General features: G+C 66.7%; 13 protein-coding genes. All 13 read right to left on the reverse strand.

What is annotated here, in order from left to right; translation table 11 throughout:
- A partial coding sequence (locus VLG41_RS16315) for a type IV pilus assembly protein FimV (RefSeq protein ID WP_414652507.1) occupies nucleotides 1-430 on the reverse strand: 430 nt, incomplete at its 3' end.
- Nucleotides 431-707: 277 nt separating this feature from the next.
- Nucleotides 708-1,838: an aspartate-semialdehyde dehydrogenase gene (gene asd / locus VLG41_RS16320; RefSeq protein ID WP_325350449.1), complete on the reverse strand. Its 1,131-nt coding sequence runs from the start codon at nucleotides 1,836-1,838 to the stop codon at nucleotides 708-710.
- Nucleotides 1,839-2,083: 245 nt separating this feature from the next.
- Nucleotides 2,084-3,154, reverse strand: coding sequence for a 3-isopropylmalate dehydrogenase (gene leuB / locus VLG41_RS16325; protein ID WP_325350450.1), 1,071 nt, complete (start codon nucleotides 3,152-3,154; stop codon nucleotides 2,084-2,086).
- 12 nt (nucleotides 3,155-3,166) lie between these two features.
- Complete coding sequence (gene leuD, locus VLG41_RS16330) at nucleotides 3,167-3,817, reverse strand: 3-isopropylmalate dehydratase small subunit (RefSeq protein ID WP_291021600.1); 651 nt, start codon at nucleotides 3,815-3,817, stop codon at nucleotides 3,167-3,169.
- Between the two features lie 13 nt (nucleotides 3,818-3,830).
- The gene (locus tag VLG41_RS16335) at nucleotides 3,831-4,025 is read right to left on the reverse strand and encodes an entericidin EcnAB (protein ID WP_325350451.1); all 195 of its coding nucleotides are present in this window, start codon (nucleotides 4,023-4,025) and stop codon (nucleotides 3,831-3,833) included.
- 23 nt (nucleotides 4,026-4,048) lie between these two features.
- The gene (gene leuC, locus VLG41_RS16340) at nucleotides 4,049-5,470 is read right to left on the reverse strand and encodes a 3-isopropylmalate dehydratase large subunit (RefSeq protein WP_325350452.1); all 1,422 of its coding nucleotides are present in this window, start codon (nucleotides 5,468-5,470) and stop codon (nucleotides 4,049-4,051) included.
- Between the two features lie 123 nt (nucleotides 5,471-5,593).
- A complete protein-coding gene (locus VLG41_RS16345) occupies nucleotides 5,594-6,901 on the reverse strand; it encodes a citrate synthase (RefSeq protein WP_325350453.1) in 1,308 nt (435 codons plus the stop codon).
- The gene (locus tag VLG41_RS16350; RefSeq protein WP_325350454.1) at nucleotides 6,898-7,209 is read right to left on the reverse strand and encodes a succinate dehydrogenase assembly factor 2; all 312 of its coding nucleotides are present in this window, start codon (nucleotides 7,207-7,209) and stop codon (nucleotides 6,898-6,900) included. Before VLG41_RS16350 ends, VLG41_RS16345 begins: the two co-directional genes overlap by 4 nt.
- A gap of 24 nt (nucleotides 7,210-7,233) precedes the next feature.
- Complete coding sequence (locus tag VLG41_RS16355) at nucleotides 7,234-7,935, reverse strand: succinate dehydrogenase iron-sulfur subunit (RefSeq protein WP_009518810.1); 702 nt, start codon at nucleotides 7,933-7,935, stop codon at nucleotides 7,234-7,236.
- A gap of 23 nt (nucleotides 7,936-7,958) precedes the next feature.
- The gene (gene sdhA, locus VLG41_RS16360; RefSeq protein WP_325350455.1) at nucleotides 7,959-9,764 is read right to left on the reverse strand and encodes a succinate dehydrogenase flavoprotein subunit; all 1,806 of its coding nucleotides are present in this window, start codon (nucleotides 9,762-9,764) and stop codon (nucleotides 7,959-7,961) included.
- A gap of 4 nt (nucleotides 9,765-9,768) precedes the next feature.
- The gene (gene sdhD, locus VLG41_RS16365) at nucleotides 9,769-10,134 is read right to left on the reverse strand and encodes a succinate dehydrogenase, hydrophobic membrane anchor protein (protein WP_325350456.1); all 366 of its coding nucleotides are present in this window, start codon (nucleotides 10,132-10,134) and stop codon (nucleotides 9,769-9,771) included.
- 19 nt (nucleotides 10,135-10,153) lie between these two features.
- The gene (gene sdhC / locus VLG41_RS16370) at nucleotides 10,154-10,588 is read right to left on the reverse strand and encodes a succinate dehydrogenase, cytochrome b556 subunit (protein WP_325350457.1); all 435 of its coding nucleotides are present in this window, start codon (nucleotides 10,586-10,588) and stop codon (nucleotides 10,154-10,156) included.
- A 158-nt stretch (nucleotides 10,589-10,746) separates the two neighbouring features.
- The gene (locus VLG41_RS16375; protein ID WP_325350458.1) at nucleotides 10,747-11,529 is read right to left on the reverse strand and encodes a GntR family transcriptional regulator; all 783 of its coding nucleotides are present in this window, start codon (nucleotides 11,527-11,529) and stop codon (nucleotides 10,747-10,749) included.
- Between the last annotated feature and the right edge of the window lie 165 nt (nucleotides 11,530-11,694).

An 11,694-nucleotide genomic window follows, 5' to 3' on the forward strand; every position in this document is an offset into this window, starting at 1 on the left:
GCGCGGGTGTGGGGGCGGTGGCGCGCGGCGCGACGGGCGCCGGCTGCGGCGTGGACGCCCGCAGGTTGGGCGGATCGAACAGCAGGGTGTAGTCGCGCACCAGGCGGCCGGTGGCCCAGTTGGCTTCGACGATCAGATCAACGAAGGGCTCGTTGACGGCGTTCGGACCGCGCAGGCGCAGGTAGGAACGGCCATCGGCACGGCGCTGCAGCGTGATCTCGAGCCCGTTGAGGGCGGCGTTCACGTCCACGCCCGCGGCGCGGTAGGTGTCACCGGGGGCGAGCGTCACGCGCAGGCTGGAGGCCTCGGCGGCGTTGATGTCGGGAACGTCGATTTCGGCCCGCAGGGGCTCGCCCAAGGCCGACTGCACGGTGACCCGTCCGAGGGCCAGGGCCAGCGCATCGTGCGGGTTGAGAGCCAGGGTGGACACCAGTGCGGCGGCCGCGATGGCATGCAGGCCGCTCAGCCCCCGCCGATTTGTGTGTTCCGACACGGACGAGGTCGACGGCGAAGGGGTGTGTCGGGTGTGGGATGGCACTGGAACCTCGATGGGAAAAACCGAGAAATGACCATAGCATCAACGGATTACGGTTACAAGCTGAGAATCCGCTTGAGTTTGAGAGCCTACCGTTCGTCCCGCCGAGACCACCCGGTCTCGTTGCACACCCGCAACGAGACCGGGCGGCCGTTGCCCGGTCGGGGGCTGGTCAGGCCTGCAACAGAATCCGGAGCATGCGGCGCAGCGGCTCCGCGGCCCCCCAGAGCAACTGGTCGCCGATGGTGAAGGCGCCCAGGTACTCGGGGCCCATGGCCATCTTGCGCAGGCGGCCCACGGGAATGGTCATGGTGCCGGTCACCGACACAGGCGTGAGGTCGCGCAGCGTGTCTTCCTTGGTGTTGGGCACCACCTTCACCCACTGATTGTCGGCGGCGATCATGGCCTCGATGTCGGCCAGCGGCACGTCCTTCTTCAGCTTGAAGGTGAGGGCCTGCGAGTGGCAGCGCATGGCGCCCACGCGCACGCAGAAGCCGTCCACCGGTACGGCGGCATTGCCGAAGCCTTCGCCCTGGCCAAGGATCTTGTTGGTCTCGGCCATGCCCTTCCACTCTTCCTTGGACATGCCATTGCCCAGGTCCTTGTCGATCCAGGGGATGAGCGAGCCGCCCAGGGGCACGCCGAAGTTGGCGACCTCGGCGCCCGACAGCGCGCGCTGTTTGGCGATGACCTTGCGGTCGATCTCGAGGATGGCGCTCTTCGGGTCGTCGAGCAGGGATTTCACCTCGGCGTTGAGCGTGCCGTACTGCGTGAGCAGTTCACGCATGTGCTGCGCGCCGCCGCCGCTGGCGGCCTGGTAGGTCTGGGTGCTCATCCACTCCACCAGCCCGGCCTTGTACAGGGCGCCCACGCCCATGAGCATGCAGCTCACGGTGCAGTTGCCGCCGATCCAGTCGCGCCCGCCCTTGGCCAGCGCGTTCTGGATGACGGGCAGGTTCACGGGGTCGAGGATGATGACCGCGTCGTCCTTCATGCGCAGGCTGGAGGCGGCGTCGATCCAGTGGCCCTTCCAGCCGGCGGCTCGCAGCTTGGGGTACACGTCGTTCGTGTAGTCGCCGCCCTGGCAGGTGATGATGACGTCGCAGCGCTTGAGCGCCTCGATGTCGTTCGCGTCCTGCAGCTTGGTTTCGTTCTTCGCCATCGCGGGGGCCTGGCCGCCCGCGTTGGAGGTGGAGAAGAACAGCGGCTCGATGAGGTCGAAGTCTTTCTCTTCGGCCATGCGATCCATCAAGACCGACCCGACCATGCCGCGCCAGCCAACCAGTCCAACCAACTTGCTCATTGAGAAACGCCCTTTCGTTGAAGTCATCGGGTCCAGACCGGACCGACTTGCCCGGCTCGTCTGGCCGGGGAGGGCGCACGACGAACCAGGCTGAGTCAGCCCTTAATGGTCGTGGTTTTGGTGGAGATTGCGCGCACGGCCACACCCGCCGTGGCGGCGGATGCGATGTTCAAGGCGAACGGGCGGGCGGCAAACATGGAGCGGATTGTAGTGGATCGCCGGGGCGCGCAAGGCCCTGGCCTTGGTCAGCGCAGCGCCTTCACAACGGCCGCACCCATCTCGGCGGTGCCGACCCTGGTGGTGCCTTCGCTGTGGATGTCGGGCGTGCGCAGCCCCTGGGCCAGCACCGCCTTCACGGCGGCTTCGATGCGCTCGGCCGCCTCGGGCTGGTTCAGGCTGAAGCGCAGCATCATGGCCGCGCTGAGAATGGTGGCGAGCGGGTTGGCCACGCCCTTGCCCGCGATGTCGGGCGCGCTGCCGTGGCTGGGCTCGTACAGGCCCTGGTTCTTCGCGTTCAGGCTGGCCGAAGGCAGCATGCCGATGGAGCCGGTGAGCATGGACGCCTCGTCGGACAGGATGTCGCCGAACATGTTGCCGGTGACGACCACGTCGAACTTCTTCGGCGCGCGCACCAGTTGCATGGCGGCGTTGTCCACGTACATATGCTCCAGCTCCACGTCGGGGTACTGGGCGTGCACCTCGGTCACCACGTCCTTCCAGAACTGGAAGGTCTCGAGCACGTTGGCCTTGTCGACGCTGGTGACCTTCTTGTTGCGCTTGCGCGCGGCCTGGAAGGCCACGTGGGCGATGCGCTCGACCTCGGGCTTGCTGTAGCGCATGGTGTCGAAGGCTTCGTCGGCGCCGGGGAAGTGGCCATCGACGGCGGTGCGCCGGCCCCGGGGCTGGCCGAAGTAGATGTCGCCCGTGAGCTCGCGGATGATGAGGATGTCGAGCCCCGAGATCACCTCGGGCTTGAGCGTGGAGGCGCCCACCAGTTCAGGGTAGCAGATGGCCGGACGGAAGTTGGCGAACAGGCCGAGGTGCTTGCGCAGGCCCAGGATGGCCTGCTCGGGCCGAAGCGGGCGGTCGAGCTTGTCGTACTTCCAGTCGCCCACGGCACCGAACAGCACGGCGTCGGCCTGCTGGGCCAGCTTGAGCGTGGACTCGGGCAGCGGGTGCCCATGGGCCTCGTAGGCCGCGCCGCCCACCAGGGCGGTTTCCATCTCGAACCGGAGGTCGAGTGCCTGAAGAACCTTCACCGCCTCAGCGACGATTTCGGTGCCGATGCCGTCACCGGGGAGAACTGCGATTTTCATGAACTGGGGAGGTCAGCCGTTGAGGGTGTGGGCGAGCCAGGGCTTGGTGGCCAGGCGTTGCGCTTCGTACTGGGCGATCTTGTCCTTGTGGCGCAGCGTCAAGCCGATGTCGTCCAGGCCATTGAGCAGGCAGTACTTGCGGAAGGGCTGCACGTCGAAGGGGATTTCCTGGCCGTTCGGCTCCACGATCACCTGGCGCTCCAGGTCGATGGTGAGCTCGTAGCCGGGGAAGGCCGCCACTTCGTCGAACAGACGCGCCACCGTGGCTTCGGGCAATACGATGGGCAGCAGGCCGTTCTTGAAGCAGTTGTTGAAGAAGATGTCGGCGAAGCTGGGCGCGATCACCGAGCGGAAGCCGTACTGGTCGATGGCCCAGGGCGCGTGCTCGCGGCTGGAGCCGCAGCCGAAGTTCTTGCGCGCCAGCAGCACCGAGGCACCCGCGTAGCGCGGCTGGTTGAGCACGAAGTCGGGGTTGGGCTTGCGCGAGGCAGGGTCCTGGCCGGGCTCGCCCTTGTCGAGGTAGCGCCACTCGTCGAACAGGTTGGGGCCGAAGCCCGTCTTGCGGATCGACTTGAGGAACTGCTTGGGGATGATCGCGTCGGTGTCGACGTTCTCGCGGTCCATCGGGGCGACCAGCCCTTTGTGGAGAGTGAACTTCTGCATGTCGATGGATCGGTTACTTGGAGATTTCCTGGATCTTCTCGCCGGCCTTTTCGATGCCGCGGCCCGTGGCCTGGCCCGCCTTCTCGATGCCGCGGCCGGCAGCGTGGCCGACGTCCTTGGCATCTTCCTTGACGCCCTGCCAGGTGTTGCACGCCGCCAGTGAGAGCGACAACGTCAGCGCCGTGATCGTCCAGACGGAGGTTTTCATGCGAGTCTCCTTGGGTTGAAGGGTCAGGCCAGGGTGCGCACGTCCACGAAGTGGCCGTGCACCGCCGCCGCCGCCGCCATGGCGGGCGACACCAGGTGCGTGCGGCCGCCGGCGCCCTGGCGGCCTTCGAAGTTGCGGTTGCTGGTGGAGGCGCAGCGCTCACCCGGCTCCAGGCGGTCGGCGTTCATGGCCAGGCACATGCTGCAGCCGGGCTCGCGCCATTCGAAGCCGGCGGCCTTGAAGATCTCGTGCAGGCCTTCGCGTTCGGCCTGGGCCTTCACCAGGCCCGAGCCCGGCACCACCATCGCCAGGCGCACATTCTTGGCCACCTTCTGGCCCAGCTTCTTCACCATGGCCGCGGCCTCGCGCATGTCCTCGATGCGGCTGTTGGTGCAGGAGCCGATGAAGACCTTGTCGACGAAGATGTCGTTCAGGGGTTTGCCGGGCTCCAGGCCCATGTACTGCAGCGCGCGTTCGATGGCGCCGCGCTTGCTGGCGTCCTTTTCCTTGTCGGGATCGGGTACGCGGGCGTCGATGCCCAGCACCATCTCGGGCGAGGTGCCCCAGGTGACCTGAGGCACGATCGCCGCGGCGTCGAGTTCGACCACGGTGTCGAAGCTGGCGTCGGCGTCGGAGTGCAGGGTGCGCCAGTAGGCGACGGCCTGCTCCCATTCCACGCCGTTGGGCGAGAGCGGACGGCCCTTCACGTACTCGATGGTCTTGTCGTCCACGGCCACCAGGCCGGCGCGCGCGCCGGCCTCGATCGCCATGTTGCACACCGTCATGCGGCCTTCCATGGACAGCGCGCGGATGGCGCTGCCAGCGAATTCGATGGTGTAGCCCGTGCCGCCGGCGGTGCCGATGCGGCCGATGATGGCCAGCACGATGTCCTTGGCGGTGACGCCCTTGGCCAGCACGCCGTCCACCTTGATGAGCATGTTCTTCGCCTTCTTCGCCAGCAGCGTCTGCGTGGCCAGCACGTGTTCGACCTCGCTGGTGCCGATGCCATGCGCGAGCGCGCCGAAGGCGCCATGCGTGCTGGTGTGCGAGTCGCCGCAAACCACCGTCATGCCCGGCAGCGTGGCGCCGCTCTCCGGCCCGATCACGTGGACGATGCCCTGTCGCTGCGACAGGAAGGGGAAGAAAGCCGCGGCGCCGAACTCGGCGATGTTCGAGTCCAGCGTGGTGATCTGTTCCTTGCTGATCGGGTCGGCGATGCCGGCGTAGCCGCGCTCCCAGCCGGTGGTGGGCGTGTTGTGGTCGGCCGTGGCAACCACCGAGCTCACGCGCCAGACCTTGCGGCCAGCCTGGCGCAGGCCTTCGTAGGCCTGCGGGCTCGTCACCTCATGCACGAGGTGGCGGTCGATGTAGAGGACGGCGGTGCCGTCTTCTTCGGTGTGGACGACGTGTTCGTCCCAGATCTTGTCGTAGAGCGTGCGTCCCATGGCTTGTCTCACAGGGCCTGTGCGGGCCGGGCAAACATTTTAGGCGGCGGAGCGAAAAAGAACGCCCGCCGCGGCAGATGCCGCGGCGGGCGCAGGGTCAGGTGGGCGTGCGGTGACGCCGCTTCACTTCTTGGTGCCGGGCACGTCGCGGCGCGGCGAACCGGTGAAGAGCTGGCGCGGGCGGCCGATCTTGTACTCGGGGTCGCTGATCATCTCGTTGAGCTGCGCGATCCAGCCCACGGTGCGGGCCAGCGCGAAGATGCCGGTGAACAGGTTGACCGGGATGCCGATCGCGCGCTGCACGATGCCCGAGTAGAAGTCGACGTTCGGGTAGAGCTTGCGCTGCACGAAGTAGTCGTCTTCCAGAGCGATCTTCTCGAGCTCCTTGGCCAGCTTGAACAGCGGGTCGTTGCCCAGGCCCAGTTCTTCCAGCACCTCGTTGCAGGTTTCCTGCATGAGCTTGGCGCGCGGGTCGTAGTTCTTGTACACGCGGTGGCCAAAGCCCATCAGCTTGACGCCGGAGTTCTTGTCCTTGACCTTCTCCATGAACTCACCGACCTTGGCCACGCCGCCGTTGCGCTGGATGTCTTCCAGCATGTTCAGGCAGGCTTCGTTGGCGCCGCCGTGGGCGGGGCCCCACAGGCAGGCCACGCCGGCCGCGATGGCGGCGAACGGGTTGGTGCCGGAGGAACCGCACAGGCGCACGGTGGAGGTGGAGGCGTTCTGCTCGTGGTCGGCGTGCAGGATGAAGATGCGGTCGAGCGCTCGCTCGAGCACCGGGTTGACCTGGTAGTCCTCGCAGGGCACGCCGAACATCATGCGCAGGAAGTTGCCGGCGTAGGACAGCTCGTTGCGCGGGTACATGTAGGGCTGGCCGATGCCGTACTTGTAGGCCATGGACACCAGCGTGGGCATCTTGGCGATCAGGCGGATGGCGGCGATCTCGCGGTGCTGCGGGTTGTTGATGTCCGTGCTGTCGTGATAGAAGGCCGAGAGACCGCCCACCAGGCCCGTGAGCACAGCCATGGGGTGCGCGTCGCGGCGGAAGCCGCGCAGGAAGAACTGCATCTGCTCGTTGACCATGGTGTGGTTGGTCACGAGCTTGTGGAAGTCGGTGCGCTGCTTGTCGTCCGGCAGTTCGCCGTTGAGCAGCAGGTAGCAGACGTCGAGGTAGTCGCAGTGCGTGGCGAGTTGCTCGATGGGGTAGCCGCGGTACAGCAATTCGCCCTTGTCGCCGTCGATGTAGGTGATCGCCGACTGGCACGAGGCGGTGGACAGGAAGCCCGGGTCATACGTGAACATGCCCGTCTGCGCGTACAGCTTGCGGATGTCGATGACATCCGGGCCGATGCTGCCGCCGTACACGGGCAGTTCGACGCTGGGGCTGCCGTTGGAGAACGTCAGGGTGGCTTTGTTGTCGACGGGTTTCATGCGGATTCCTCGGGTGATGGAGTGAAGCGGGCGGCGCGCAGCAAGGCAAGCACTTGCGTCACGTCGTCGCGGTCGAGAGCGCCCTCGGGGGGCTTGCGGCCGAGCAGCAGATCGAGCAGGTCGTTGTCCGACAGCTCCATCAACTGGCCCAAGGCATCGGCCTGCCGCACCGTCAGCCGGCTGGCGTGACGGGCGAAGAAACGCTCGATGAACAGATCGTTCTCGAGCAGTCCACGGCGGCACCGCCAGCGCAGCTTGCTCAAGCTGCGCTCGTCGAGCAGGTCGTCAACGGAGGCGGTGGCGTGCATGGGCGGGTGAAACGTTGGGGGCGCTCAGACGGCGCGCAGCACCATCATTTCCTTGATCTTGCCGATGGCCTTGGTGGGGTTCAGACCCTTGGGGCAGACATCGACGCAGTTCATGATCGTGTGGCAGCGGAACAGGCGGTACGGGTCCTCGAGGTTGTCGAGGCGCTCGCTGGTGGCCTGGTCGCGGCTGTCGGCGATGAAGCGGTAGGCCTGCAGCAGGCCGGCGGGGCCGACGAACTTGTCCGGGTTCCACCAGAAGCTCGGGCAGCTCGTGGAGCAGCTCGCGCAGAGGATGCACTCGTACAGGCCGTTGAGCTCTTCACGCTCCTCGGGCGACTGCAGGCGCTCTTTCTCGGGTGGGATGCTGTCGTTGACGAGGTAGGGCTTGATGCTGTGGTACTGCTTGAAGAACAGCGTCATGTCGACGATCAGGTCGCGCACCACCGGCAGGCCGGGCAGGGGCTTCAACACGATGTCGCCCTTGAGCGTGTTCATGTTGGTCAGGCAGGCCAGGCCGTTCTTGCCGTTGATGTTCATTGCGTCCGAACCGCAGACGCCTTCGCGGCAGGAACGGCGGAACGAGATGGACGGGTCCACGGCCTTGAGCTTCATCAGCGCGTCGAGCAGCATGCGCTCGTGGCCGTCCAGCTCGACCTGGATGGTCTGCATGTAGGGCTTGGCGTCCTTCTCGGGGTCGTAGCGGTAGATCTTGAATGTGCGAAGCATGTGGGGCTCTCCGGGGGGCGTGCTCAGAACGTGCGGACCTTGGGCGGCACGGATTCGACGGTCAGCGGCTTGAGGTTCACCGGCTTGTAGCTCAGCGAGTTGTCGGCGCTGTGCCACAGGGTGTGCTTCATCCACTCGGCGTCGTTGCGGCCCAGCGGGAACTGCGCGTCGTCGGCGGGGCGCTCGTAGTCGTACACGGTGTGTGCGCCGCGGCACTCGCGGCGGGCGGCGGCCGAGGTCATGGTGGCCTGGGCGCACTCGATGAGGTTCTCCACCTCGAGCGCCTCGATGCGCGCGGTGTTGAAGACCTTGGACTTGTCCTTCAGTTCGATCTTGCCCACACGCTCGCGCATGGCGTTGATCTTCTGCACGCCTTCGTCCATGCCGGCCTGGGTGCGGAACACGCCCGCGTGCTGCTGCATGGCGGCGCGCATGTCGTTGGCCACGTCCTGGGCGTATTCGCCGCTGGTGGTGGCGTCCAGGCGGGCCAGGCGCGACAGGGTGAGGTCGGCACCGTCCTTGGGCACGGGCTTGAAGCTCTTGTTCTTGTCGTTGTATTGGACGATGTGGTTGCCGGCCGCGCGGCCGAACACCAGCAGGTCGAGCAGCGAATTGGTGCCCAGGCGGTTGGCGCCGTGCACGCTCACGCAGGAGCATTCGCCCACCGCGTACAGGCCGTTGACCACTTTCTGGCCGCCGTTGCCGTCGGGCGTGACGACCTGGCCATTGACGTTGGTGGGAATGCCACCCATCTGGTAGTGGATGGTGGGCACGACCGGGATGGGCTCGCGCGTGATGTCGACGTTGGCGAAGTTCACGCCGATCTCGTACACCGAGGGCAGGCGCTTGTGGATGGTGTCCGCGCTGAGGTAGCTGAAGTTCAGCATCACGTAGTCCTTGTTGGGACCACAGCCACGGCCTTCCTTGATTTCCTGGTCCATGCAGCGCGAGACGAAGTCGCGCGGCGCCAGGTCTTTCAGCGTGGGCGCGTAGCGCTCCATGAAGCGCTCGCCCTCGGAATTGACGAGGAAGGCGCCTTCGCCGCGGCAGCCTTCGGTGAGCAGCACGCCCGCGCCGGCCACGCCGGTGGGGTGGAACTGCCAGAACTCCATGTCCTGCAGCGGAATGCCGGCGCGCGCCGCCATGCCCAAGCCGTCACCGGTGTTGATGAAGGCGTTGGTGGAGGCCGCGAAGATGCGGCCCGCGCCGCCGGTGGCCAGCAGCGTGGTCTTGGCTTCGAGCAGGTAGACGTCACCGGTCTCCATCTCGAGCGCGGTCACGCCGACCACGTCGCCCTCGGCGTCGCGCACCAAGTCGAGCGCCATCCACTCGACGAAGAAGGTGGTGCGCGCGGCGACGTTCTGCTGGTACAGCGTGTGCAGCATGGCGTGGCCGGTGCGGTCGGCCGCGGCGCAGGCGCGCGGCACGGCCTTCTCGCCGTAGTTGGCGGTGTGGCCGCCGAAAGGGCGCTGGTAGATGGTGCCGTCGGGGTTGCGGTCGAACGGCATGCCCATGTGTTCGAGCTCGTACACCACCTTGGGCGCTTCACGGCACATGAACTCGATCGCGTCCTGGTCACCGAGCCAGTCGGAGCCCTTGATCGTGTCGTAGAAGTGGTAGTGCCAGTTGTCTTCGCTCATGTTGCCCAGCGAGGCGCCGATGCCGCCTTGCGCGGCCACGGTGTGCGAGCGGGTGGGGAAGACCTTGGACAGCACGGCGACCTTGAGGCCGGCGCGCGCGAGCTGCAGCGAGGCGCGCATGCCGGAGCCGCCGGCGCCGACGATGACGACGTCGAACTGACGCTTGAGAAGGGAAGCGGTGGCGGTCATGGCCTCAGAGTCTCCAGAGAACTTGAACGGCCCAGCCCAGGCATGCCAGGAGCCAGACCAGGGTGAACACGTGCAGCACCAGGCGCAGGCCGGCGGGCTTGACGTAGTCCATCCAGATGTCGCGAACGCCGACCCACACGTGGTAGGCCAGGGCGACGAAGACGGCGAAGGTCAGGGCCTTCATCCATTGGGCGGCAAAGATGCCGGCCCAGCCGTCGTAGCCGAGCGGGCCGCTCACGAGCAGCACCTTCACCAGCAGCACGAGGGTGAACAGCGCCATGAGGGCGGCGGTGATGCGCTGCGCGAGCCAGTCGCGCGCGCCGTAGTGGGCGCCGGTGACGACGCGCTTGGAACCGTAGTTGACGGACATGTGGTGAACCTCGCAGCGATCAGTACAGGCCGAACAGCTTGGCGCCCAGCACCACGGTCAGGCCGATGCTCAGCACCAGGGTGACCACGGCGGAGGTCTTGCCGAACTGCTTGCTCACGGCGTCGTGGCTCACGTCCATCCAGAGGTGGCGCACGCCCGCGATGAGGTGGTGCAGGTAGGCCCAGATGAGGGCCAGCACCACGAGCTTGAGGAACCAGGCCGGCACGAAGCCGATGCCGCCGGCGAAGGCGCTGGCGAAGCGCTCGTAGGAAATTTCGGAAGACACGGAGGTGTCGAACAGCCACACGATCAGTGGCAGCAGCAGGAACATCAACAGGCCGCTGACGCGGTGCAGGATCGACACCCAGCCGGCCGCAGGCAGCCGGTAGGTGGTCAGGTCCGTGAACGCGTTGATGTTGCGGAACTCGGGCCGCTTGCGGGTCAACTCGGGCATGGGAAGGGCTTTCGTGGGGAAGGCACTCGGGCGGGGAGAGGGGTGTAACCCGTTGGTAACTGTGGTCACCGGGGCGGGCAAATTCTATTGCAATGCACCAAGCGATGGACTAAACCGGGCTCGGTATGCCCGACTGCGCCATGGTGGTGCGCGTCGGGTCAGCTCAGTTCATTGCGGTAGTGCCGGGTATCGGTGCGGTACAGGCCGCGCCGCAGTTCCATGGGTGTGTCGTTGTAGGTGTAGGCAAGGCGCTCCACGCTGAGCAGCGGGTGGCCTTCGGCGATGTGCAGGCGTTCGGCGGTGTCGGCGTCGGCCGCCACCGCCTTGAGTTTTTCAACGGCGCGCACCATGCGCACGCCGAACTGCGATTCAAACAGCGCGTACATGGGGCCGGTGTCGCTGGCCAGGGCGTCGAGCGTGAGTCCCTTGAACGGGCCGCCGGGCAGCCAGATCTCTTCCAGGATGGCGGGCGTGCCGCCGAAGGCCAGCACGCGGCGCACCAGCAGCACCGGGTCGCCGCTGCGCAGGCCCAGCGGGCGCGCCACTTCGGCGGGCGCGCGCAGGCGGCGGCAGTCGATGATGCGGCGCTCGGCCGGGCCTTGGTCGTCCAGCGTGCCCTGGTCGGGCAGCAGGCGCAGGAAGCGGAACTGGATGTGCTGCTCGGCGTGCGTGGCCACGAACGTGCCCTTGCCCTGGCGGCGCACCAGCAGGTTGTCCGTGGCGAGTTCGTCGATGGCCTTGCGCACCGTGCCCTGGCTCACCTTGAAGCGCGCGGCGAGTTCGAATTCGCTCGGGATCAGGTCGCCGGGCTTCCATTCGCCGGCCTGCAGGCTGCGCAGGATCAGCCCCTTGATCTGCTGATACAGCGGGCTGAACGCAGGCGCGACGGCGTCGGCGCTGGCGTCGGGGCTGGGGTCGTGGGGTGGGGTCGTGGTGGCCATGGGAGGGCGTTGCGGCGCCAACATGGGGTGTTGAATCATATCTTATATAAGACATAAGACAAATTGACTGCCTAGGGTTCACCCGGGTAAACTCGCCGTCCGTCACCCGACCCGCCCAGCCCGCTCGCCAAGCGTTTTTTGGCGCAGTGCCGGCGCCTGCGGCTG

Source organism: Hydrogenophaga sp., assembly GCF_035481345.1.
In the GTDB taxonomy this organism is placed as follows: domain Bacteria; phylum Pseudomonadota; class Gammaproteobacteria; order Burkholderiales; family Burkholderiaceae_C; genus Hydrogenophaga.

Coding starts and splice junctions, on each gene's coding strand:
- VLG41_RS16355 (WP_009518810.1), bottom strand. CDS start 7,935: ATGCTTCGCACATTCAAGATCTACCGCTACGACCCCGAGAAGGACGCC.
- sdhD (WP_325350456.1), bottom strand. CDS start 10,134: ATGTCCGTCAACTACGGTTCCAAGCGCGTCGTCACCGGCGCCCACTAC.
- leuB (WP_325350450.1), bottom strand. CDS start 3,154: ATGAAAATCGCAGTTCTCCCCGGTGACGGCATCGGCACCGAAATCGTC.
- leuC (WP_325350452.1), bottom strand. CDS start 5,470: ATGGGACGCACGCTCTACGACAAGATCTGGGACGAACACGTCGTCCAC.
- leuD (WP_291021600.1), bottom strand. CDS start 3,817: ATGCAGAAGTTCACTCTCCACAAAGGGCTGGTCGCCCCGATGGACCGC.
- VLG41_RS16345 (WP_325350453.1), bottom strand. CDS start 6,901: ATGAAACCCGTCGACAACAAAGCCACCCTGACGTTCTCCAACGGCAGC.
- asd (WP_325350449.1), bottom strand. CDS start 1,838: ATGAGCAAGTTGGTTGGACTGGTTGGCTGGCGCGGCATGGTCGGGTCG.
- sdhC (WP_325350457.1), bottom strand. CDS start 10,588: ATGCCCGAGTTGACCCGCAAGCGGCCCGAGTTCCGCAACATCAACGCG.
- VLG41_RS16335 (WP_325350451.1), bottom strand. CDS start 4,025: ATGAAAACCTCCGTCTGGACGATCACGGCGCTGACGTTGTCGCTCTCA.
- VLG41_RS16375 (WP_325350458.1), bottom strand. CDS start 11,529: ATGGCCACCACGACCCCACCCCACGACCCCAGCCCCGACGCCAGCGCC.
- sdhA (WP_325350455.1), bottom strand. CDS start 9,764: ATGACCGCCACCGCTTCCCTTCTCAAGCGTCAGTTCGACGTCGTCATC.
- VLG41_RS16350 (WP_325350454.1), bottom strand. CDS start 7,209: ATGCACGCCACCGCCTCCGTTGACGACCTGCTCGACGAGCGCAGCTTG.